Here is a 23,563-nt window from a genome sequence, read left to right on the forward strand (position 1 = left end):
AGCAGTATCAACAATAAATGGAGAAAAGAGATGAAAAAGAGTTTCTTGCTATCTGCCGCAGTTGCTTTGGTTTATTCACAAATTGGAACGATCCAAGCCGCAACTGACAAAGAAGTAGAGGTCGTGCACTGGTGGACCTCTGGCGGGGAAGCAACTGCGCTGAAGGTACTGAAAGACGATATGCAGAAACGCGGCTTTGGCTGGAAAGACAGCCCGATTGCCGGTGGTGGCGGTGACCAGGCTCGTACCGTGCTGCGCGCCCGTGTTGCCTCTGGCCGTCCGCCAGAAGCCATGCAGATGCTGGGTTTCAATATTCAGGATTACGCAGAAGAAGGCCTGCTGGGTAATCTGGACAGCATTGCCAGCAAAGAGGGCTGGGACAAGGTCGTACCAGCACCGTTGTCTCGTTTCTCCAAATACAACGGTCATTGGGTTGCTGCGCCGGTCAATATCCATCGCACCAACTGGATCTGGGCCAACAAGGAAATCTTTGACAAGCTGAAACTGACCCCGCCAAAAACCTTTGACGAGCTGGTAGCGGTGGCCGACAAGATCCGCAAGGCCGGTTACATTCCGCTGGCACACGGTGGCCAGGCATGGCAGGAAGCGACCATTTTTGATAGCGCTGTTTTGTCTGCTGGCGGGCCAAAATTCTACAAGCAAGCGCTGATTGACCTGGACCCGAAAGCATTGGGCAGCAAGACCATGGAAAAAGCGTTTGCGCAAATGCAGAAACTGCGCGGCATGATGGACCCTAACTTCTCCGGTCGTGATTGGAACGTTGCAACCTCCATGGTGATTAATGGCAAGGCTGCCATGCAAATCATGGGTGACTGGGCGAAAGGTGAGTTCCTGAAAGCAGGCAAGAAACCAAACGTGGATTTCCTGTGCTTCCAGTATCCGCAAACAGAAGGCAGCTTTACCTTTAACTCTGACCAGTTTGCCATGTTCAAGGTGGGGGATGACCAAGCCGCAGGGCAAATGCAACTGGCCAGTGCCATTATGGATAAAGGCTTCCAGGAGAAGTTCAACATTGCCAAAGGGTCTATTCCGGCCCGCATGGATGTGAGCGGTGACAACTTTGACGCCTGCGGCAAGAAATCCATGGCTGACCTGAAAGTGGCGCTGAAAAACGGTTCTCTGCTGGGCAGTTTTGCCCATGGTCATGCCATGCCGGAGTCTGTGAAGTCTGCCGTGTATGACGTGGTGACCAAGTCATTCAATAACCTGCAGGTCACACCGGCCCAGTCTGTACAACAGCTGGTGAAAGTGGTGGAAGACAGCAAGTAAGTTGTACCGGATGTACCTTCCGCAGTCGGGGGGCTATGGAAGGTACATCATTGATTGATACGTCTCACTGCTTGAAAGGGGGCCATGATGACTATTGCCTCATCACCTCGACAAACCAGAGCAGCATCGTTTGCTGACTGGCTGGAAGTCCGATTGCCCAAGCTGGTTCTGGCACCATCGGTACTGATTACACTGGTGTTTGTATACGGCTTTATTGCCTGGACAAGCATCCTCTCTTTTACCCGTTCCAAGACCATTCCCAAGATGGAATGGGCGGGTGTCTTGCAATACGCCAAAGTGCTGGGGCACGAGCGTTGGCATGTGGCTGTCCATAACCTGATGATTTTCGGGGTGTTGTATGTCCTGATCTGCATGGTACTGGGGCTGCTGATTGCCATCTTGCTGGATCAGCGCATCCGCCACGAAGGGACGCTGCGCGCGATTTTCCTGTACCCGATGGCATTGTCGTTCATCGTGACCGGAACCGCCTGGAAGTGGATTCTCAACCCGGGGCTGGGGCTGGAAAAACTGGCACACGACTGGGGTTGGAGCAGCTTTCATTTTGACTGGATCATCAACGAGCAGATGGCGATCTATACCATCGTGATTGCCGGTGTCTGGCAGGCGTCCGGCTTTGTGATGGCCATGTTTCTGGCGGGCTTGCGCGGTATCGACCAGGACGTCATCAAGGCGGCCTCCATGGACGGTGCATCGCTGCCGCTGATCTACTGGCGCATCATCATTCCGCAACTGAAACCGGTGTTTGTCTCTGCGCTGGTGATCCTGACGCATCTGGCCATCAAGAGTTACGAGCTGGTCGTCGCCCTGACGGGGGCCGGACCGGGCTATGCGACCGAACTGCCGTCTACCTTCATGTATGCGCACACCTTTACCCGCAACCAGCTGGGCATGGGGGCGGCCAGTGCGGTGATGATGCTGCTGACGGTAGCGGCCATCATGGTGCCTTACCTGTACTCAGAGGTCCGTGGGCCTCGTACTTCCAGCCACTGAGCCGAGGAACAATCATGTCTAGCAAAAACTGGGATTCCCCGCAAATGGTGCAGGGGTCGGCCAACCGTTGGTCCCGCGTGATCATCTATGGCCTGCTGATCTTCTTTGCCGCGTTTTATCTGATGCCGCTGGTGGTGATGCTGCTGACGTCCTTCAAGCCATTGTCCGAGGTGTACGCCGGCAACATTCTTAAACTGCCAGCGCACTGGACAACCGCTTCCTGGGTAAAAGCCTGGGGCGAGGCCTGTGTCGGGTTGTCATGTGACGGTATCAAGGGCTACTTCTGGAACTCCATCAAGATGGTGGTCAGTGCCGTTGGCGTTTCTACCTTTGTGGGGGCCATGAACGGTTACATCCTGACCAAGTGGCGTTTCAAGGGTGACAACCTGCTGTTTGGCCTGATCCTGTTTGGCTGTTTTATTCCATTCCAGATCGTACTGATCCCGATGGCGGCCTTTCTGGGCAAGGCTGGGTTGGCTTCGTCCACCAGCGGTCTGGTATTTGTGCATGTGGTGTACGGTCTGTGTTTTACCACGCTGTATTTCCGTAATTACTACATCGCCTTTCCGGACGAGCTGGTGAAGGCTGCCATGATTGATGGCGCGCGGTTCTTCCGGATTTTCTTCCGGATTCTGCTGCCGTGCTCTGGCCCGATCATCACCGTGACGGTCATCTGGCAGTTCACCAATATCTGGAATGACTTCCTGTTTGGTGCATCTTTCACCACGGGGGATACGGCACCAATCACGGTGGCACTTAACAACATCGTCAACACGTCTACCGGCGAGCGCGAATACAACGTGCACATGGCTGCCGCCATGATTGCGGCGCTGCCAACCTTGCTGGTGTATGTCGTGGGTGGCCGGTATTTTGTTCGCGGTCTGATGGCCGGTTCGGTAAAGGGTTAAAAGATGTCTTCTCTACATATTCAACAAGTCCGCAAATCCTATGGTTCGACAGACATCCTGAAAGGGATTGATATCGGCATTGATGACGGCGAGTTCCTGGTACTGGTAGGGCCGTCCGGTTGTGGCAAATCCACCCTGTTATCGATGATTGCCGGCCTGGATACGGTAACGTCTGGCGATATCCTGATTGGTAACCAGCGTGTGAATGACCTGCACCCCAGCAAGCGTGACATTGCCATGGTGTTCCAGAGTTATGCGCTGTATCCCAATATGTCGGTGGCTGAAAATATTGCCTTTGGCATGGAAATGCGCAAGGTACCGAAAGCCGAGCGCGAAAAAGCGATTCAGGACGTGGCCAAACTATTGCAGATGCAGCATTTGCTGGATCGCCGCCCCAGCCAGTTGTCGGGCGGTCAGCGCCAGCGGGTGGCCATGGGCCGTGCGCTGGTACGCCACCCGCAGATTTTCCTGTTTGACGAACCCTTGTCGAACCTGGACGCCAAGCTGCGGGTAGACATGCGTACCGAGATCAAGAAGCTGCACCAGCGCCTGAAAGCCACCATTGTCTATGTGACGCATGACCAGATCGAGGCCATGACACTGGCCACCAAGATTGCCGTGATGCGCAATGGCGAATTGCAGCAGCTGGGTTCGCCATCCGAGGTGTATAACAAGCCGGCCAATACCTTTGTGGCCAGTTTTATCGGGTCTCCGTCGATGAACCTGATTCCGGGGCGTCTGGTGCCGCATGGTGATGGCCTGGCGCTGGAAATCGAGCACAATACCACGGAAGGCTTACAGATCCCGTTGCCGCCCCAGCCAGACAGTGTGACAGCGTATGTCGGTAAGGAGATCATTGCCGGATTGCGGCCGGAAGCCATTGGCAACGGTAATCTGCAGAAGCACGAACTGACCCGTCAGGTGCAGGCAGATCTGGTTGTGACGGAACCGACAGGGCCGGATACACTGGCCATTCTGAAACTGGGCGGTTTTGAAGTGACTGCCCGGCTGGAAGCTGACGCGACGTACCCGGCCGGGCATCGTGGCCTGTTTACGGTAGACCTGACCAAGCTGGTGATGTTTGACAGCCAGACCGAGCAACGGATTGCGTAAGCCATCTGGCAGCGGGAGTAACCCAATATGGAAACATCGCAAACAATAAAACGCCCCGTCGCACTGGTTACCGGTGGCCGAAGAGGCATTGGCGCAGCCATTGTGCGTACACTGGCACAGGCCGGGTTTGATGTAGCGTTTACCGGCCGCAGTGCGGATGCCGTCTCGCAGCAACTGGTGACAGAGATTGAAGCGCTGGGCGTCCGTGGCCTGGCATTGGCCAGCGAACTGCAAGATGTAGCAGCGCATCCGGCCCTGGTGGCGCAAGTGGCAGAGTGGGGTGGCGGGATTCACTGTCTGGTCAACAATGCCGGCATCGGTTCTCCGGTACGTGGTGACCTGCTGGATGTCACGCCCGAGGCGCTGGATCTGGTCATGGAGACTAATCTGCGCGGGACGTTTTTTCTGACACAACTGGTAGCCCGGCAGATGCTGGCGCAGAAGGATGAACTATCTTGCAGCATTGTCACGGTATCATCGGTCAGCGCAGACATGGCCTCAATAGAACGAGGCGAATATTGTATGTCCAAGGCTGCGCTGGGCATGCTGACCAAGCTGTTTGCGCTGCGTCTGGCTGCGCATGATATCGGTGTGTTCGAGGTCCGTCCTGGCATCATCCGCACAGACCTGACGGCGGGTGTAGCGGCCAAGTACGAGAAACAATTCGAAACTGGGCTGGTACCGGTGGCCCGCTGGGGAGAGCCAGAGGAAATCGCGCATATTGTGCGCAGCCTGGCCGACAGAGCGTTCCGTTTTGCAACCGGATCGGTTGTGTATGTGGATGGCGGCTTGTCCATCCCGCGTTTTTGATAAGGTTAGCCATCATGAATTTGCAATATGGTGATGTATCCACCATCGCTGATGCGTATGACTATATTGTGCTGGGCGGCGGCTCGGCCGGGTGTGTGCTGGCCACCCGGCTTAGCGAAGACCCTGCTTGCAAGGTCTTGCTGATCGAGGCGGGCGGTGCAGACCGGCATCCGTTTTTCCGCATGCCGGCCGGTTTTGCCAAAATGACCAAGGGAATCGGCTCCTGGGGCTGGTCTACCGTGCCCCAGAAGCACATGAACGGGCGGGTGCTGCGCTTTACCCAGGCCAAAGTCATTGGCGGCGGTTCATCCATTAATGCCCAGATCTATACCCGCGGCGTACCGCAGGATTACGATGACTGGGTCAGCAAGGGTGAGGCGGACGGCTGGGGTTTCAGGGATGTGCTGCCATACTTCAAGAAAGCAGAAAAGAACCAGCGCTACGCCAATGAATACCATGGTTATGAAGGGCCGCTGGGGGTTTCCAACCCGGTAAGTCCGTTGCCGATCTGCGAGGCCTATTTTCAGGCCGGGCAGGAGATGGGGATTCCGTTTAATCCGGATTTTAACGGTGCAACCCAGGCGGGTCTGGGCTACTACCAGCTGACCCAGTTCAACGCAGAGCGTTCTTCCACCTCCATTGCCTATCTGCACCCGGCGTCTGCCCGCAAGAATCTGGATATTCTGCTGAACACCCAGGTTATGCGTATAGTGGTAGAAAACGGCACTGCCACCGGCGTGGAAGTGCTCACTAAAAATGACCGTGAGCGTCGCCTGCTCCGGGCCAACGCAGAAATCATCGTGTCCTCTGGCGCGATTGGCTCTCCCAAGCTGCTGATGCAATCCGGCATCGGCCCGGCTGACCACCTACACCAGGTGGGTGTGCCTGTGGTGCATGACTTACCCGGTGTCGGTAGTAACCTGCAAGACCATCTGGATCTGTTTGCCATTGCCGAATGCACTGGCGAGCACACTTATGATCGCTTCACCAAGCCATGGAATGCCGCCTGGGCCGGTTTGCAATACCTGCTGTTCCGGCAGGGACCTGTGGCCTCCAGCCTATTTGAAACCGGCGGTTTCTGGTATGCAGACAAAGACGCCCGTTCTCCGGATATTCAGTTCCATTTGGGGCTGGGGTCGGGGATCGAGGCCGGTGTCGCCAAAATGCAGCACGCCGGGGTTACCTTGAATTCAGCTTTCTTGCGTCCGCGCTCTCGCGGTACGGTAAGACTGGCCAGCAGCGACCCAATGGCTGCACCGCTGATCGACCCGAATTACTGGGCAGACCCGTATGACCGTGAGATGTCGCTACGGGGGCTGCAAATGGCCCGCGATATCCTGCAACAAGCCGCGCTCAAGCGATTTGTGCTGGAAGAGCGCCTGCCGGGCCGTACGGTAGCCAGTGAAGCACAAATGCTCGATTTTGCCTGTCGTAATGCCAAAACCGACCATCACCCGGTAGGAACCTGCCGGATTGGCGCAGGTGCCGATGCCGTGGTGGATGCCGACCTGCGGGTACATGGCCTGAAGGGCTTGCGCGTGGCAGATGCCTCTGTGATGCCTTTTATCCCCAGCTGCAATACCAACGCCCCGACGATCATGATCGCGGAAAAAGCCGCAGATCACATTCGTGGAAAAGTCATTACCCAGGAGCACGTGTCATGAATATCGTATTACCCACCAAAGAAGGCAACGTAGAACGTTATGCCATGGTATCCAGCTTGTCTCCTGTCGTGACGGCCACAGCCCAGCCATTCAACCGCATTGCCTATGCGGCGGCGCACGTGGTGGTAGATCCGCTGAAAGAAACCAACCCTTGGGACGAAACCGCCCCGATCGACTGGGAAAGGACCCTCGCGTTCCGCGAATACCTGTGGGGGCTGGGGTTCAAGGTGGCAGAAGCCATGGATACCGCCCAGCGCGGCATGGGGCTGGGCTGGACAGATGCGGCAGAGCTGATCCGCCGTAGTGCCGCGCATGCCAGGACCTTTCCAGGGGCAGACCTTGCCTGTGGTGTGGGGACAGACCAGCTGGAAATCACCGACACCACCACGCTGGATGATGTACTGGCAGCATACCGGGAGCAGTTTGACGTAGTGGAGTCTGCTGGCAGCCGTGGCATCCTGATGGCCAGTCGCGCCTTGTGTACCGTTGCCCGTAGTGAGGACGATTACCTGCAGGTGTACGGCAAACTGTTGTCTGAAGCCAAAGACAAGGTGGTGCTGCACTGGCTGGGCGAAATGTTTGACCCGCTCCTGAAGGGCTACTGGGGGTCTGCGGATATCCCGACTGCCATGAATACCGTATTGCGCATCATTGAGGCTAACCAGGATAAAGTGGAAGGGATCAAGGTATCGTTACTGGATGCCAAATGGGAGATTGACCTGCGCAACCGCCTGCCCAAAGGTGTCTCCATGTATACCGGGGATGACTTCAATTATGGCGAGCTGATTGCCGGGGATGAACACCGTTACTCGCATGCCTTGCTGGGCATCTTCGACCCGATTGCACCGGTGGCAGCCAATGCGCTGACGGCACTCGCCCAAGGTGACCTGCAAAAATACCATGCGCTGATGACTCCCACGGTGGCGTTGTCCCGCGAAGTTTTCAAGGCGCCCACCCGCCACTACAAGGCCGGGGTGATTTTCCTGGCCTGGCTAAACGGGCATCAGGATCATATTTCCATGCTGGGCGGTTTGCAGTCTGCCCGCTGTGTCATGCACTATGTGAACATTTTCCGGCTGGCAGACCAATGCGGTGTGCTGATCCGTCCGGAACTGGCACTGCAGCGGATGCGGCGTTTCCTGACCGTGGCCGCTGGTCTTGGAGGTTAATACACGATGGATGACGCGCAATTACTGCGGCTGCTGTTTGATGCTGCCATTGCCGAGGCGCAACCTTCTGTCCGGCTAAAGCATATGCTGCCGGACCCGCCCAAAGGGCGTACCGTGGTGATCGGTGCAGGCAAGGCCTCTGCCGAAATGGCCTGGCAACTGGAGCAATGCTGGCCCGGCCCACTAACGGGTGTGGTCGTCACCCGTTACGGGCAACTGACCCCTTGCAGGCAGATTCGTCTACTGGAGGCCAGCCATCCGTTTCCGGACCAAAACAGCCTGGAGGCGGCGCAAGAGATCAAGGCACAACTCGTCGGGCTGACCGAAGACGATCTGGTGATTGCGCTGATCTCTGGCGGTGGTTCGGCCTTGCTGGTCGATCCGGTAGAAGGGGTGACGCTGGCAGAGAAGCAGGCCGTCACCAAAGCCATGTTTGCGGCGGGTGCCACCATCCGTGAGCTCAATACCGTGCGCCAGCAACTGTCACGCATCAAGGGTGGCAAACTGGCGCAGATGGCCAAACCGGCCAGGGTAGTCACTTACATCATTTCAGACATTCCCGGCGATACACCATCATTTGTTGCCTCTGGCCCCACCGTGGCGCCAACGCCAGCAGAAGATGCATGGACCATCATCCAGCGACTGGGGCTGAGCTTTTCACCCGCTGTAATGCGTGCCTTGCAGGCGCCAGCCAGTCTGGCTGCTGACAGTTATGATCACTGTGAAGTCCGCATGCTGGCTACGCCAATGCAAAGCCTGCAAGCAGCAGCTGCCAAGGCCCGCCAGTCTGGACTGGAAGTCATGATCCTGAGTGACCAGCTGGAAGGCGAGGCCAAAGAGATTGCATTGGCCCATGCCGGGATGGTCAGAAGCATCATGACTTACGATACGCCGATCAAACGCCCGGCATTGCTGCTGTCGGGCGGAGAAACCACAGTCACGTTTGCCAATGGCCCGTCAGGCAAGGGTGGGCGCAATACCGAATTCCTGCTGGCGCTGGGGTACGCCCTGCGTGATCTGGATAACGTCACCGCCATTGCTTGTGATACAGACGGTATTGATGGCAGCGAGAACAATGCGGGTGCCATCTGGCGGCCTGATAGTGCTGCACGTGTCCGGCTGCAGAAGCTTGATCCGCTGGCCAGTCTGTCTGCCCACGACAGCTACACCTTTTTTGAACAGCTTGGGGATTTGATCGTGACCGGGCCTACACAAACCAATGTGAACGATTTCCGGGCCATCTTGGTCCGCTAAGGGGCGGACAATCTTTTTGGGAGATGTTTTCATGAGCGAGGTATCAACCCCCTCTCTGCGCCAGACAGCATCGCTGTCGCTGGGGCTGGCCACCATCGGGGCAAATGCGATTCTGACTGCTTTGAACACCGCCAGCAAAGACGCGGTGGTTGCGGTAGCAGACCCGGCTGGCGACCTGATCTGCCTGAACCGTACCGATGGCGCACCTACACCATCAGTCAAGATTGCCATCGACAAAGCCACAACGGCCGCCAGAATGCAGGTCTCTACCCGGCAGCTCGGGTTGCAGTCCAAGGCAGAAGATTGGGATTTTATCTATTTTGCCGGCCAGCCGATGATTGGCTGGGCTGGCGGCTTGCCCGTCCGAATCGGCGGGCAGGTAGTAGGCGCCATTGCGGTGAGCGGTCTGGATGAGTTGTCCGACGAGCAGTTTGCCCGCATCGGCGTAGAAGCCATCGAAGCCGTGCTATAACTGACCCGGCCAACCGGTGCTGACCATCCAATTGACCAAGGACACCCCATGCTAACGCATATCGTACTTTTCAGATTCAAACCAGCTACAACGCCAGAGGTTGTCACGGCACTGGTGCAAGCGTTCCGGGATCTGAAGTCGCAAATACCGGAAGTTGTCAGTCTGGAAAGCGGCACCAACAACAGCCCGGAAAAGCTGGATAAAGGCCTGACACACGGTTTTGTCCTGACATTTGCCAATGCACATGACCGGGATGTGTATTTGGTTCACCCGATTCATCAGGCATTTGTGGCACAAGTCGGGCCACATGTGGATGACGTACTGGTGTTTGATTTTGACCATTAAGAAGCGGGATAAGCTTTGTAGGGCCTTGGCGGGGACTTGTTCCCCGTTTTTTTAAAAATTGGAACGATCCAATTTTTGTGCTGTGAATGACATCGATAACCATAAAAGAGGAGATGAGTCGATGAAAGTAAAGCAAGTACATGGCAAAAAGAAGGCGTTGGTAGTTGGACTGCTGTCTGCCGCATGTCTGGCAAAAACTGCTCATGCAGAAGACCGGATCGAGGTCATGCATTTCTGGACATCTGGCGGGGAGGCCGCAGCCCTCAATATTCTGAAGGATGACCTCAAAAAGCGGGGGTATGGCTGGCTGGACAGCCCGGTTGCCGGTGGCGGTGGAGAGCAAGCCAAAACCACGTTGCGGGCCCGCATTGCCTCTGGCAACCCGCCAGAGGCAGCACTGACACTAGGGTTTGATACCATCGACTACGCGACTGAAAATTTTCTGGGCAATCTGGACGCCTTAGCCGAAAAAGAAAACTGGGGCACCCTGATCCCGTCTGCGCTGCAGAAATTCAGCAAGATCAATGGGCATTGGGTGGCCGCGCCACTATTGGTGCACCGGTCTAATTGGGTGTGGGCCAACAAGGCCATTTTCACCAAGCTGAACCTGGCGCCCCCCAAGAACTTCAGCGAACTGCTCGCGGTGTCGCAAAAAATCCGCCAGGCAGGATACATTCCGCTGGCGCATGGCGGACAAGCATGGCAAGAGGCGGCACTATTTGACAGTGCCGTTCTGTCTGCCGGAGGCCCCGGTTTCTACAAACAGGCGCTGATCTATCTGGATCCGAAAGCCTTGGGCAGCAAAACCATGGAGAAAGCCTTTGAACAACTGAAGGCGCTCCGTGGCATGACGGACCCTAACTTCCCCGGCAGGGACTGGAACCAGGCCACATCCATGGTAATCAATGGCAAAGCCGCCATGCAGGTCATGGGCGACTGGGCCAAAGGGGAGTTTACCAAGGCCGGTAAGGTCGCCAACAAAGACTATCTGTGCTTTGCCTATCCCGGCACCGAAGGCAGCTTTGTGTTTCTGGGCAATCAATTCTCCATGTTTAAAACCTCTGGCGATGGCAAAAAGCGGCAATTGGCGTTGGCCAGTGCCATCATGAACAAGGATTTGCAGGAGAAGTTCAGCATGCTCAAGGGGTCTATCCCTGCACGGCTGGATGCATCCGATGCCAATTTCGATGATTGCGGCAAAAAATCGATGGCGGACATGCGCAAGGCGGCACTCACCAATAATCTGCTGGGTAGTTATGCTTTTGGTTTTGCGGTTAACGAGTCCATGAAAGGAGCAATCACCGACATCGTCTCCAAGGCATTCAATGACCCAACCTTTACACCAGCGATGGCTACCCAAAAACTGGTCGAAGTCGTGAATGACAACAAGTCATAACTGAACCGGCTGCCCATATCCGCGTGCTGCTGGTATGGGCAGGTTCGATCAGGAGAACTAGGATGCGGACGAAGCATGTTGTCTTTCCTGTCATTCTGCTGGTGATCTTGCTGTCTTGCCGGGCATTGGCCGAGACCGTCAATATCATTTATCCCCGCATAGAAGAACGGATGCAGGATGACTACGGGCTAAAGGTACTGGATCTGGCGCTGAAAAAATCCGGTCTGGATTACCGGTTAAGGCTGTCTGACGAGCTAATGAATCAGGACCGTGCCAAGAAATACCTGGAACTTGGAAAAATATCCGTGCTGGACTTTGGCACCAATACCAGCTTCGAGCAACGATTTCTGCCAGTGTACTTTCCGATTGATGGCGGTTTAAGCGGGTTCCGGTTATTGATCACCAACAGGAACCGCGCTGTTCAGGTGCAGGGTGATGCGATCACTGCCATGAAGGCCAATGTGGCAGGTCAGGGTGCAGGTTGGGCAGATGTCGATATCTTGAGGTTTAATGGCTTTAAGGTCACGGAAGCACCGGTATTTAATGCTTTGTTCCGGATGCTGGAGGCGCAGCGATTTGATTTCTTTCCGCTAGGGGTGGATGAAATTTACCGATTCTATGATCAGAACAAGGAAATCTACCAGAACCTGATCATTGATGAGCATATCGCCCTGCATTACCCGTTTGCACGGCTATTTTTTGTGAGCCGGAAGAATGTGGTGCTCAGAGATGCTATCTACAGAGGCTTGAAAATGGCGTTTGACGATGGAAGCCTGTTGACCCTGCTCAAAAATAATACGGCCTTCTATGCCTCCATGGCCAAATCCAGATTGAATTGCCGGCAGGTGATAGAGCTGGAAAACCCATATGTATCCGATGCATTTTCCCAGATTCCTAAAGCCTATTTCTGGGTAGCCAGCAGCTTAAGCGTACATCCGCCAGCACAATTGGCGTGCACGGTACCTGCATTCAAGGCATCACAGCTTGGCTAAGGTCCCTGAATCTGTCACATGAATGTTGTGACGGCAGGATTAAGGTTGGTTATTTCGGATACTCACGGGAGATAACCTCAATTAAAGATTTTCTTTCATCTTGGCCTGCGCAAACAGCCAGTTGCGCATGGATAAGATGGTCTCTGAATGTTTCCGTTCTTTCGGATACACAATATAGAAGCCCAGGGCTTGCCGCAGGCTGATGTCAAAAGGCTTGTATAGTCTGCCAAGCAGAATATCTCTTTCCACCAAAGGGTCACTCGCCAGCGCGACCCCTTGGCCAGCGATGGCTGCATCAATTGCCAGGGCAGACTGATTGAATCTTGGCCCTTTGCGGGTGTCAATTTTGACATCCAGCTTCAGCGCATGAATGAATTCATCCCAAAGGCTGTGCGCGTCATGCAGCAAGACCTGATCAGCAAGATCAGCAGGTTCTCTTAAAGGTTTTGCACCTTCTTTGCGGTGCGGGCTGCACACCACATACACATCCAGCGGAAATAGCAGTTCTGCTTCCAGCTCTTTGTCAAAAGGCGGCCGGCCAAGCCGGATGGCGAGATCCGCTTCGCCTTTCTGGAAAGAGGATACCTTCTCGCTGGCGATGACCTTTACATCCACGTGCGGAAACGCTTCCTGAAAACTCGACAGGTGCGGGATCAGCCATTTGCTGGCCAGCGAGGGCGTGGTACTGACCGTGATGCCGGAAGATTGCCGCATGAGGTTGTCAGTGGCAACGGCAATGGTTTCCAGCGCTCGCTGGATATCGGCAAAATACACGGCACCTGCTTCTGTCAGCGCCAGGCCTCTTGGCATCCGGTGAAACAACGGTTTTTCCAGCACTTTTTCCAGATGCCTGACCTGTTGCGCCACTGCACCCTGGGTCACAAACAGTTCTTCGGCCGCCAGCCGGAAATTAAGGTGCCTGGCCGAGGCTTCAAAAGCCCGCAGGGCATTTAGCGGTGGCAGGCGGTTTCCAAATCGGTTGGCACTCATGTGGTATTTCATGCTGTAGAAAAACTACTGGATAAAAGCAGAATATGTCATTAGTCATATTAACAGGAGTCCTCTACATTGGCTGCAAGAGGTTTTCATGACAACTGCCTGCCTTGTACGGCATGCCCAATTTGAAAAGGATGCAACATGCGTGATCTGAAAGTCGCTGTCATTACAGCTGGCGGTAGTGGTATGGGGGCTGCTGCGGCCAGAAAGCTGGCGGCAGATGGCTATAAAGTGGCCATTTTGTCTTCTTCTGGCAAAGGGGAAGCATTGGCGAAAGAACTGGGCGGGATCGGCATGACCGGTTCCAATCAGTCTAACGCCGACATTACTCGTCTGGTTGAGCAAACCATGGCAACCTGGGGGCGGATTGATGTGCTGGTGAATAGTGCGGGCCATGGGCCGCGTGCCCCCATCATCGATATCAGCGATGAAGACTGGCATAAAGGGATGGAAGTTTACTTCCTGCCGGTGGTCAGGACCGCTCGCTTGATTGCACCGATCATGCAAGCGCAAAAGTCGGGTTCGATCATCAACATTTCTACTGCTTGGGCATTTGAGCCGAGCGAGATGTTTCCAACATCAGCGGTGTTCCGCTCCGGGCTGGCAGCCTACACAAAAATTTTTGCAGATACCTTTGCGAAAGACAACGTACGCATCAACAACGTGCTGCCGGGCTGGATAGACAGTTTGCCGGCCACAGAAGAACGGCGCCAAAGCGTGCCTATGGGGCGCTATGGCACTGCGGAAGAAATCGCCAACGTGATTGCTTTTCTGGCGTCGTCTAATTCATCGTATATCACCGGGCAAAACCTCCGGGTCGATGGCGGTATCACAGCCTCTGTGTAGACACATCAGCCCGGTAAACCGAGACAGTTTAACCGGGCTGATGGGTGGCAGGTGCTTCAATCTGTGTGGGATGGCTGCAAATGTGGCGCTAATCTTTACCCTTGTATTTCAAGGCTTTACAAGGCGGATATGAGTGATCTCTGATGGTACTCCCAAACGTTTGGGCGGACCCCAATAACCTGTACCACGGCTGGTATATACCCACAGCTGTTCCAGTTTTTTCAGGCCGGCAGTAAAAGGCTGCTGCATGGGCACAAACAGGTTCCAGGGCCAGAATTGCCCGCCATGGGTGTGGCCGGACAATTGCAGGTCAAACCCGGCTGCGGCCGCTGCGGTCGCCGTTCTGGGCTGGTGTGCCAGCAAGACTTTGACACCGACATTGTCGGGTGATCCTTCAAGCGCCTTGTGCGGGTCGCTCCTCTGGGTTTCATCAAACTGGTGTGCGGTATAGTCGTTTACACCCGCCAGCAGCAAGGTGCTGCTTTGGCCGGGAATCAGCACATGCCGGTTTTGCAGCACGTCAATGCCAAGCCTTTCCAGTTCTTCAATCCAGGCCGGTGCCCCCGAATAATATTCATGATTACCCGTAACAAAATAGGTGCCATGCCGGGCTTTTAGCTGCGATAAGGGCTGGGTATGCTGTGATAGTTGTTGCACAGTACCATCTACCAGATCACCGGTAATGGCAATGACATCGGCTTCCAGGTGGTTGACCTTGTCTACAATGCGTTGCAGATAGCCGCGCTTGATGGTCGGCCCGACGTGAATATCGCTGATCTGGGCAATGGTAAAACCGTGGAGGTCGGCCGGCAGGTCAGGGATGGGGACGTCTACCGTTACCACTTTGGCACGACGCAGTACATTCACAAGCCCAACCAGCGATGCCGCGGTGGCCAGTGCCAGTACCCATTGTGCGCTTTCACCTACCCAACTGGCCTCCACATAACCAAACCAGCCCGCAACGGGCAGCAGGATATCCCGCAACAAGGTCAGGATCAGCAGCGATGAAAACCAGCCAAGGGCAAACAGGCCGGTCCAGGCAAGACGGGTAGACCAGACCGGAGAGGGGATGCGTCTGGCCAGCAAACCGGCCGGAATGGTTGCAACCGATACCAGTAGCAGGGAGGCAATAGTCCATGCGCTGGCTGCCGAGCCGGGCCAGTTCCCCAGCAAGCGCCAGCCAATATAGCCATGAAGACTGGACAGCAGCAACAGAACCGTCAGGATGAAACGCTTGGAAGGCATGATCAGACTTTAAAGACAGTAATGAGAATAAGATGGTCATGAACAGGCTTAGTTCAAGTGTGTTGACGTGAATTCAGATTCCCATGGCATGTTAAGCCTCGCTTAAGAATGGCTGTTTATGATGGCTTCACGTTGTTTAACTTTGGAGGCTGGCATGAAAACCGTTACTGCTGTGACTGCAAATGCACGTGAAGCGTACCTGAAAGCCCTGTTGATACTGGTATCATCGGCATTTGGTGCATTGGCGATCTCTTCCATGATCATGGGACTGCATCACTTTTTCTAAACTTTTTCCCGGTCAAGACATCCTGTCTTGACCCTAGTGGCTGGTATGGATCAAAACACATTGTTTGAAGACGAAGGCGTGTCTGTCGAGGCACGTGACAAGGCCGCCCGCAAAAGCACCATCGTCAGTGTGGTGGTGAATAGCGGGCTTACCGTGGTGCAGGTGATCACGGGTATTGTGGCTAATTCGCAGGGGATGATTGCGGATGGCATTCATTCTCTGTCTGATCTTCTGGCAGATTTTGTGGTGCTGTTGGCCAGCCACCATAGCAAACAGGCACCGGACGAGCGACATCACTACGGGCATCAGCGTTACGAGAATGCAGCGTCCCTGATTCTGGGCGTGATGCTGCTGGTCGTAGGCGTGGGCATGCTTTGGGCGGCGGTACACAAGCTGCAAACCCCAGAGCAGATTGCGCCAGTGCATATCAGTGCCTTGTGGGTGGCGGGGATTGCGCTGGTCGCCAAGGAAACATTGTTCCGCTACATGCTGCGGATTGCCCAGCAGGTGCGCTCTGGCATGCTGGTAGCCAACGCCTGGCATGCCAGGTCGGATGCTGCATCGTCTTTTGTCGTGGGGCTGGGCATTTGCGGTAATCTGGCCGGGTATCCCTTGCTGGACCCGATTGCCGCGCTGGTTGTGGGGCTGATGGTGTCCAAAATGGGCTGGTCGTTTGCCTGGGATGCCCTGCACGACCTGATGGATGGCGCTGCGGATGATGCCGAGATTGAACAGATCAAGGTGGTATTACTGGCAACACCCGGCGTACAAGGGCTGCATGACCTGAAAACCCGCAAAACCGGTGACATGATTCTGGTGGATGTGCATCTGGAAGTCGATGCCACGATAACTGTACAACAAGGGCACGATATTGCCGTACAAGCCCGCAAGGCTGTCATGCAGGCACTACCGGTGCTTAACGTGATGACGCATCTGGACCCGGTCGGGCATGTGGATTAGCGATTAACCGGTTTCGCCCAGATGCACCACTTGCAGGTCTTCCAGAAAAGCGGTCATGATGTCTGTATGGTGGCGCTTGTGCCGCGTCACCATATGAAAAGGCACATCGTAATGAAAACGGCCTGGGTTTAGCGCCCGCAGCAGTCCTTGCTGCACATACGGGGCGGCAAAATGCTCTGGCAGATACCCCAGATGGTAACCAGAAAGAATCAGCACCGCGACGGCTTCCATATTGTCGGCTTCGGCCGTGATGTTGATGTCCGGCACATTTTGTTGTGCTTCCGGTAGCGGGTAAGACCGCCAGGCCCAGTCGTGATGGGCCACTTCTTCCGCACTCAGATTCCCCGCGTGTTCATAAAGCGGGTGTCCTTTGCCGCAATACGCCACCTGCCTTTCAATAAACAGGCTGGTATAGCTTAGCGTAGGTACCCGGTGCCAAAAGTACCCCACGGCAATTTCAATATCCCCACTCAGCAAATGTTCTTCCAGGTCGCCCGGCGGGCGGACAGAAATCAGAAAACGCACGGCTTCGTTGCGTTTCTTGAAGCGGGCGATGGCCTGGCTGATGCGGGCGTTCTGGCTGATCGGCGTATGACCGATCAGGCCGATGTTGAGTGTCCCCACCAGCTGCTTGTCCATGTTTCGGGCCTGGGCACTAAAGTCGCTCACCGCTTCAATCAATGATCTGGCCAGTTCAGCAAACCGTTCACCTTTGGCAGTCAGCGCAAATCCGCTTCGGCCCCGGTCGCACAACCGGTACCCCAGTCGGGTTTCCAGGCTGGATAACTGGGTGCTAATAGTGGATTGACCCACGTTCAGCGTGACTTGTGCCGGGGTCACGCCGCCTGCATCCACCACCGCCAGAAAAACGCGGATCAAGCGCAAATCCAGATCACTCAGGTTGCCAAGCATGGTTATTTGTCCTTTGGGGTCGTGGCATTTCAATACATCGATAAATATCAATGTAAATGATGAAAAATTGGAATTTTAAAATATTGCAATCGCTTCATACTAGCAAAAAAACAGGCACTAGCGCATTGCTGGTGAATCAATGTTGTTGGAGACATCTTATGAGCGAACCATTTTTCCAGCCGCAAAGCGGTAACGACATGCCACGCTTTGGCGGTATTGCCACCATGATGCGCTTGCCGTATCAGCCCACCACCGAAGGACTGGATGCCTGCTTCGTCGGCGTTCCGTTTGATCTGGGCACCTCAAACCGGACCGGGGCACGCTTTGGCCCGCGCCAGATCCGTACCGAATCCGTCTTGCTGCGCCCCTATAACATGGCCACCCGGGCAGCACCGTTTGATTCCCTGCAAGTCGCCGATATCGGCGATGTGGCCACCAACCCCTACAACCTGGCCGATTCCATTCCGCGTATCGAAACCGCTTACGACGCCATTATTGCCAATGGCTGCCGCCCGATTACGCTGGGCGGGGACCATACCATTGCCCTGCCCATCTTGCGGGCCTTGCATCGCAAGTACGGCAAAGTGGGGCTGATTCATGTGGATGCCCATGCCGACGTAAACGACACCATGTTTGGTGAAAAAATCGCCCACGGCACACCTTTCCGCCGTGCGACCGAAGAAGGGCTGCTGGATACCAGCCGTGTAGTGCAGATTGGTCTGCGCGGGACGGGGTATGAGGCCGAAGATTTTGACTGGTGCCGCAATCAGGGTTTCCGCGTGGTTCAGGCCGAAGCCTGCTGGAACCAGTCGCTGGCACCGCTGATGAAAGAAGTGCGAGAGCAACTGGCCGGTGGCCCTGTGTACATCAGCTTTGACATCGACGGCATCGACCCGGCCTACGCCCCCGGGACCGGCACACCGGAAATTGCCGGTCTGACCGTGCCGCAGGCACTGGAAATCATCCGCGGTGCCCACGGGCTGGATATTGTGGGGGCCGATCTGGTCGAGGTTTCCCCGCCTTACGACCCGCAAGGCACCACCGCGCTACTGGGCGCCAATCTGGCATATGAACTGCTGTGCGTATTGCCCGGCGTGGCTTACAGAACCTGAGGAATCCAACATGACCCCGCAACAAGAAATACTGTCTGCCGCGCAGGCGCTGGTGAATGTCTTCGGACAGCACGATACCCGCGCATATTTTGAGGCGTTTTCACCAGATGCCACGTTCATGTTCCATAACGTGCCGCAGCGGCTGGATAACCGGGCTGCCTACGAGGCCTTGTGGGCCGAATGGGAAAAAGACGGCTTCAAGGTCTTGTCCTGCGAGTCTTCCAACCAGCATGTACAGCTGCTCGGCGACATTGCCATTTTTACCCACGATGTCAAAACCCGGCTTCGCAATAACGATGGCGAGTTTACCAGCGCCGAGCGTGAAACCATTGTGTTCCAGCATGTGAGTGGAGGTGCATGGCTGGCCGTCCACGAGCATCTATCCGCGCCAACTGTAGCTTGATGCTGATCGGGATAAACAGATGACAATGATGACCCCAGATATTTCCCAGCCCGTGTATGGCGTGCTGATCAATGGTGTTTGGTCTGCCGGCCAGGGCGAGGTGTTCACCGTGGTGAATCCATCTACCGCCCAGCCGCTGGCCACCGTACATACCGCCAGTAGTGCCGATGTGAATCTGGCCGTAGAAGCCGCCAGAAAAGCATTGCCAGCCTGGAAGCATGCCTCACCACAGCACCGTGCCGATTGTCTTAAACGGATTGCCCAGGGTATCGCCGCTGCCAAAGACGAGCTGGTAGCGATGCAGATGCAGAACAGCGGCAAACCGGCGTTTGAAGCCGAGCTGGATGTGGGCGATGCCATTGCCACTTTCGAATATTACGCAGACCTGATCACCCGGGATGACCGCCAGCTGGAGGCCAGCGTCGATGTACCGGATGACGGATTTGATGCCGGATATCTGCTGGAAGCCTGTGGCGTGGCGGGGCTGATCGTGCCATGGAATTTCCCGATGGTGACCACCGCCTGGAAAGTGGCACCTGCACTGGCAGCAGGTTGTACGGTGCTGCTAAAGCCGGCAGAACTCACCCCGCTGACCGAAATCATGCTGGCTCACATTATTCAGGATGCCGGATTACCAGCGGGCGTGTTCAACCTGCTGGTAGGGGCTGGGAGTGAAGTAGGGGCCGCTATTGTAGAGCACCCCGGGATCGACAAAGTGTCTTTTACCGGCAGTAATGCGGTTGGCCGCAAGGTGATGGCCGCCGCGGCGCGCCAAACCAAACCGGTTAGTCTGGAGCTTGGCGGGAAATCCGCACTCATCGTGTGTGGCGATGCCGACCTGGATAATGCAGTAGATCTGGCGTTAAAAGGCGTGTATTTCAATGCCGGGCAGATGTGCTCTGCCACTTCCCGCATTCTGGTTGAAGAAGGCATTTACCCTGCGTTCCGCGAGAAATTTGTGGCCGCCGCCGCGGCACTGGTTGTCGGTGCGCCGGATACGGACGCCGTAGAAATGGGCCCGCTGATCAGTGAAACGCAGCAAAAACGGGTATTGTCTTACATTGAGGCCGGCAAGGCTGCCGGCGCAGTGTGTCTGACAGGTGGACAGGCATTGGCCGGTCAGGCCGGGTTTTTTGTGACCCCAACCGTATTTGACCGCGTACCGGATGACAGCGCCATCTGGCGTGAGGAGATTTTTGGCCCGGTCGCGTGCCTGCGCATCTTCAAGGACGATGCAGAGGCCATTCGCATCGCCAACGATAGCGACTTTGGCCTGGTGGCTACCGTGGCTACCCGCAGCCAGCAAAGAGCCAACACGCTGGCACGGGCACTGCATGTGGGTATGGTATGGGTAAATTCGCCACAGGTGATCTTTCCGCATACCTCCTGGGGTGGCATGAAGCAAAGCGGTATCGGACGTGAACTGGGGCCGTGGGGGCTCAGGGCATTCCAGCAGTTGAAGCATGTAGTGACATTAAAAGGCAGCATGGCGGATTGAGTGCATCCAGACACTTGTCCGCCAGACGACGGCGGGTGGGTGTCCGGGGCGTGATATCGTCAAACGGAATACCAACCTGACTATAAGAGGAGACACACAGGATGGCACAACATAACACAGAGGCTACCGCACAAAAACGCGGTGGCATCGAGACCCGGTCGATTGATTACGTGCCGGAAAACGAACGGCATGGCAAGGTGTCGCATCAGGGGCCGTTCTGGTTCCTGGGCAACTTCCAGTTCTTTACCATTGCCATCGGCTTTATTGGCCCCAGCATGGGCTTGTCGCTGGGTTATACCGCGCTGGCAGGTGCCTTGGGGATTCTGTTCGGTACCCTGTTCATGGCGTTTCATGCATCGCAAGGGGCTGAACTCGGTTTGCCGCAAATGGTGCAGTCCCGCGCCCAGTTTGGTTATCGCGGCGTGGTACTGGTGCTGATCGGTACGCTATTTACCTTTGTCGGCTTTAATGTGGTCGATACGGTACTGGTGGCCAGCGGTTTGCACGGCATCTTTGGCTGGAACGAAACCTCCATCACGCTGGTGATTGCCATCATCAGCACCTTGCTGGCCATTTATGGCCATGACTGGCTGCACCGGATTTTCCAGCTGTGCTTTGTCATCAGCCTGCCGCTCTACATCATTCTGACACTGGCCATTTTCATGGGCGGGGCAGGGGGCAAGGCACCAGCAGTTGCACTGGGGTTCAATCTGGTGGCTTTTGCTGCCCAGTTTGCGGCCAGCGCCAGCTATAACATTACCTATGCACCTTACGTATCAGATTACTCTCGTTATCTGCCACGCCACACCAAACCAAGTTCCATCATTACAGCTGTGTTCTTTGGCGCGTCGTCTTCTGCCATCTGGCTGATTGCGCTGGGCGCATGGCTGGCGACCCATCTGGGCGCGTCGGATGGCCTGGTCGCACTGCATGATTCCGGTAACGCAGTCATGCACGGCTTTGGTTCTGCCGTTGCGCTGACCTCGGTTGCTGCACTGGTCGCGACCATGGGGCTGAATGCCTATAGCGGCATGCTCACAGTCGTAACCGCCATTGATGCCTTGCGCAAAGTCACGCTGGGCAAAGGTATCCGTATTGTCACCATCGTGCTGCTGGCTATCATCTGGGTTGGCATTTCATTGTCGATCAGTGGCGACGCCATCGGCATCCTGTTTGCGGTGCTGACGGTCATGTTGTACCTGCTGGTGCCTTGGACGGCGGTCAATCTGGTGGATTATTTCTTTGTCCGTCGCGGCAAATATGCCATTACCCACTTCTTTACCCCGAACGGTATTTACGGGGCATGGGGCGCCAAAGGCATTACCGCCTACCTGATCGGTTTTGTGGTGACCATTCCGTTCTTTGTATTGCCAGGCGTGTACACCGGGCCAGCTGCCGCGGCGCTGGGCGGGGTCGATCTGGCCTGGCTGGTCGGGCTGATCGTGTCTTCGCTGACCTACTTTGCGCTGAGCCGCTCCATTGATCTGGACGCAGAAATTCCGGTGATCGAGCAAAGCGAAAAAGACCTGAAAAAATTGCAGCAGGTAGACCATACGTCCGAAGAATCCGCCGTACCGGCAGGGGCGTCACTCTAAGAACCCATTGTTTTATATCGTCATGTAGTCGATCGGGGCATGTCAGGCAGTGAATGGCATGCCCGTTTTTTTGCATCATCCAGAGGTAAAAAAATGACCAGCCATATTCATTACTGGAACTACCCGACAGAAATCTATGCCGGAGAAGATGCCCTTGGCCTGCTTCCGTCGGTCTGCAAGCAACAGCATCTGAGACATCTCTTTCTGGTCAGTGATCAGGGCTTGGGCAAACTGGGCATTTCTGCCCGCGCCAAAGCATTGCTCGAAGCGGCCGATATCCAGGTCACCTTGTTTGAAGACGTGCAAAGCAACCCGACAACAGATAACGTCTACGCTGGGGTGGCCGCTTTTCAGGCCGGCCGGTTTGATGGCGTTGTTGCACTGGGGGGCGGTAGCGTCATCGACGCCGCCAAAGCCATTGCGCTGGTCTCCAGACAAGCAACCGCCCTTAGCGATTTTGACTGGAATGTCGCTTTTGAAAAATATCCCTCGCTGGGGAGCTTTCCGCGTCTGGGCGTACCGCCGCTGATCATTATCCCCACCACCGCTGGCACGGGCTCAGAGCTCAGCCGAGAAGCCGTGATCACCCACAGTGCCGAGCAAACCAAGCATGTGGTTACTCATGCAGAGCTGCTGGCCCGGGTAGTGTTGCTAGACCCGGCCTTGACTACCGGTCTGCCCGCACATCTGACGGCGGCTACCGGGCTGGATGCACTCACGCATCATATCGAAGCACTGGTGTCACCCCTGTATCACCCCATGTCCGCCGGTATTGCGCTGGAAGGCATCCGGCTGATCAGCCAGTTTTTGCCGTTGGCGGTCAAAGAGCCCGATAACATGGCAGCCAGAACCCAGATGCTGGTAGCTTCTGCCATGGCGGCGGTTGCCTTCCAGAAAGGGCTGGGAGGCGTACATGCCATCGCGCACGCGCTGGGGGCCAGATACCACAAGCATCACGGCTTGCTGAACGCCATCCTGTTGCCTTATCTGCTCAAGGCCAATGCGGCCGCTATTGAGGAACCATTGCGCTTGGTGGCCAGAGTGGTGGGCTTGCCAGGTGAGCGAGTCGATGATGTCATCGACTGGGTCGTTCAACTGCGGCAAGCATTGGGGATTCCGCATACGCTCGCAGAGATCGGCATGACGGGCGAGGAGAGCGATTTGATTGGTGCTGCGGCAGTGGCAGATTTGTCATCAGCCGATACCAATCCTATTGCCCTCACAGCAGATGACTATGCGCGCATTTTCCTGAATGCAGTGCATGGCCGGCTGACGGAGTCATAACA

Annotated in this window: 23 protein-coding genes; 20 read left to right on the top strand and 3 right to left on the bottom strand. The window is 55.7% G+C overall.

Features of this window, described 5'->3' with window-relative positions; translation table 11 throughout:
• The first annotated feature begins 30 nt into the window (after positions 1-30).
• The 12 genes from F552_RS0109270 (at position 31) to F552_RS0109325 (ending at position 12,424) form a co-directional block, all read left to right on the top strand.
• On the top strand, positions 31-1,290 hold the full coding sequence (locus F552_RS0109270; protein ID WP_018151461.1) for an ABC transporter substrate-binding protein: 1,260 nt from the start codon (positions 31-33) through the stop codon (positions 1,288-1,290).
• An 84-nt stretch (positions 1,291-1,374) separates the two neighbouring features.
• Positions 1,375-2,301 carry a carbohydrate ABC transporter permease gene (locus F552_RS0109275; RefSeq protein ID WP_156802273.1) on the top strand — a complete coding sequence of 309 codons (927 nt, stop codon included), beginning with the start codon at positions 1,375-1,377 and terminating at the stop codon, positions 2,299-2,301.
• 14 nt (positions 2,302-2,315) lie between these two features.
• Positions 2,316-3,209, top strand: coding sequence for a carbohydrate ABC transporter permease (locus F552_RS0109280; RefSeq protein ID WP_018151463.1), 894 nt, complete (start codon positions 2,316-2,318; stop codon positions 3,207-3,209).
• Positions 3,210-3,212: 3 nt separating this feature from the next.
• On the top strand, positions 3,213-4,322 hold the full coding sequence (locus F552_RS0109285) for an ABC transporter ATP-binding protein (protein WP_018151464.1): 1,110 nt from the start codon (positions 3,213-3,215) through the stop codon (positions 4,320-4,322).
• A 27-nt stretch (positions 4,323-4,349) separates the two neighbouring features.
• Positions 4,350-5,132, top strand: a complete 783-nt coding sequence (locus tag F552_RS0109290; RefSeq protein WP_018151465.1) for a 3-ketoacyl-ACP reductase — start codon at positions 4,350-4,352, stop codon at positions 5,130-5,132.
• 14 nt (positions 5,133-5,146) lie between these two features.
• Positions 5,147-6,796: a GMC family oxidoreductase gene (locus tag F552_RS0109295; protein WP_018151466.1), complete on the top strand. Its 1,650-nt coding sequence runs from the start codon at positions 5,147-5,149 to the stop codon at positions 6,794-6,796.
• Positions 6,793-7,965 carry a dihydrodipicolinate synthase family protein gene (locus F552_RS0109300; protein WP_018151467.1) on the top strand — a complete coding sequence of 391 codons (1,173 nt, stop codon included), beginning with the start codon at positions 6,793-6,795 and terminating at the stop codon, positions 7,963-7,965. The genes F552_RS0109295 and F552_RS0109300 overlap by 4 nt, the downstream gene beginning before the upstream one ends.
• Before the next feature lie 6 nt (positions 7,966-7,971).
• Positions 7,972-9,219: a glycerate kinase type-2 family protein gene (locus tag F552_RS0109305; RefSeq protein ID WP_018151468.1), complete on the top strand. Its 1,248-nt coding sequence runs from the start codon at positions 7,972-7,974 to the stop codon at positions 9,217-9,219.
• A gap of 31 nt (positions 9,220-9,250) precedes the next feature.
• On the top strand, positions 9,251-9,691 hold the full coding sequence (locus F552_RS0109310; RefSeq protein ID WP_018151469.1) for a GlcG/HbpS family heme-binding protein: 441 nt from the start codon (positions 9,251-9,253) through the stop codon (positions 9,689-9,691).
• A gap of 48 nt (positions 9,692-9,739) precedes the next feature.
• On the top strand, positions 9,740-10,036 hold the full coding sequence (locus F552_RS0109315) for a Dabb family protein (protein ID WP_018151470.1): 297 nt from the start codon (positions 9,740-9,742) through the stop codon (positions 10,034-10,036).
• Between the two features lie 121 nt (positions 10,037-10,157).
• A complete protein-coding gene (locus tag F552_RS0109320) occupies positions 10,158-11,432 on the top strand; it encodes an ABC transporter substrate-binding protein (RefSeq protein WP_018151471.1) in 1,275 nt (424 codons plus the stop codon).
• A gap of 62 nt (positions 11,433-11,494) precedes the next feature.
• Positions 11,495-12,424: a hypothetical protein gene (locus F552_RS0109325; protein WP_018151472.1), complete on the top strand. Its 930-nt coding sequence runs from the start codon at positions 11,495-11,497 to the stop codon at positions 12,422-12,424.
• Between the two features lie 81 nt (positions 12,425-12,505).
• Here the strand turns inward: F552_RS0109325 and gcvA are convergent, their stop codons facing one another.
• Positions 12,506-13,414 (bottom strand): transcriptional regulator GcvA, encoded by a 909-nt coding sequence (gcvA, locus tag F552_RS0109330; RefSeq protein ID WP_018151473.1) that lies wholly within the window; start codon positions 13,412-13,414, stop codon positions 12,506-12,508.
• 147 nt (positions 13,415-13,561) lie between these two features.
• Here gcvA and F552_RS0109335 point away from each other — a divergent pair, with 147 nt between their 5' ends.
• Positions 13,562-14,266 carry an SDR family oxidoreductase gene (locus F552_RS0109335; protein ID WP_018151474.1) on the top strand — a complete coding sequence of 235 codons (705 nt, stop codon included), beginning with the start codon at positions 13,562-13,564 and terminating at the stop codon, positions 14,264-14,266.
• A 108-nt stretch (positions 14,267-14,374) separates the two neighbouring features.
• Here F552_RS0109335 and F552_RS0109340 read toward each other — a convergent pair whose 3' ends face one another.
• The gene (locus tag F552_RS0109340) at positions 14,375-15,511 is read right to left on the bottom strand and encodes a metallophosphoesterase (protein ID WP_018151475.1); all 1,137 of its coding nucleotides are present in this window, start codon (positions 15,509-15,511) and stop codon (positions 14,375-14,377) included.
• Between the two features lie 154 nt (positions 15,512-15,665).
• Here F552_RS0109340 and F552_RS20940 point away from each other — a divergent pair, with 154 nt between their 5' ends.
• Together F552_RS20940 and F552_RS0109350 are read left to right on the top strand one after the other, a co-directional pair.
• Entirely contained in the window at positions 15,666-15,797 is a 132-nt protein-coding gene (locus tag F552_RS20940; RefSeq protein ID WP_018151476.1) for a hypothetical protein, read from the top strand.
• A gap of 45 nt (positions 15,798-15,842) precedes the next feature.
• Entirely contained in the window at positions 15,843-16,757 is a 915-nt protein-coding gene (locus tag F552_RS0109350) for a cation diffusion facilitator family transporter (RefSeq protein WP_018151477.1), read from the top strand.
• 3 nt (positions 16,758-16,760) lie between these two features.
• Here F552_RS0109350 and F552_RS0109355 read toward each other — a convergent pair whose 3' ends face one another.
• Complete coding sequence (locus F552_RS0109355; RefSeq protein WP_018151478.1) at positions 16,761-17,669, bottom strand: LysR family transcriptional regulator; 909 nt, start codon at positions 17,667-17,669, stop codon at positions 16,761-16,763.
• Between the two features lie 158 nt (positions 17,670-17,827).
• Here F552_RS0109355 and speB point away from each other — a divergent pair, with 158 nt between their 5' ends.
• From speB to F552_RS0109380, 5 genes are all read left to right on the top strand, one after another.
• Positions 17,828-18,781 (top strand): agmatinase, encoded by a 954-nt coding sequence (gene speB, locus F552_RS0109360; RefSeq protein ID WP_018151479.1) that lies wholly within the window; start codon positions 17,828-17,830, stop codon positions 18,779-18,781.
• Positions 18,782-18,791: 10 nt separating this feature from the next.
• Entirely contained in the window at positions 18,792-19,184 is a 393-nt protein-coding gene (locus F552_RS0109365; RefSeq protein WP_018151480.1) for a YybH family protein, read from the top strand.
• 19 nt (positions 19,185-19,203) lie between these two features.
• Positions 19,204-20,682, top strand: a complete 1,479-nt coding sequence (locus F552_RS0109370; protein ID WP_033375228.1) for an aldehyde dehydrogenase family protein — start codon at positions 19,204-19,206, stop codon at positions 20,680-20,682.
• 101 nt (positions 20,683-20,783) lie between these two features.
• Complete coding sequence (locus tag F552_RS0109375) at positions 20,784-22,277, top strand: purine-cytosine permease family protein (RefSeq protein ID WP_018151482.1); 1,494 nt, start codon at positions 20,784-20,786, stop codon at positions 22,275-22,277.
• Between the two features lie 93 nt (positions 22,278-22,370).
• The gene (locus tag F552_RS0109380) at positions 22,371-23,561 is read left to right on the top strand and encodes an iron-containing alcohol dehydrogenase (protein ID WP_026182563.1); all 1,191 of its coding nucleotides are present in this window, start codon (positions 22,371-22,373) and stop codon (positions 23,559-23,561) included.
• Positions 23,562-23,563: the final 2 nt, after the last annotated feature.

Origin of the sequence: Leeia oryzae DSM 17879 (genome assembly GCF_000376945.1) — a bacterium.
In the GTDB taxonomy this organism is placed as follows: Bacteria; Pseudomonadota; Gammaproteobacteria; order Burkholderiales; family Leeiaceae; genus Leeia; species Leeia oryzae.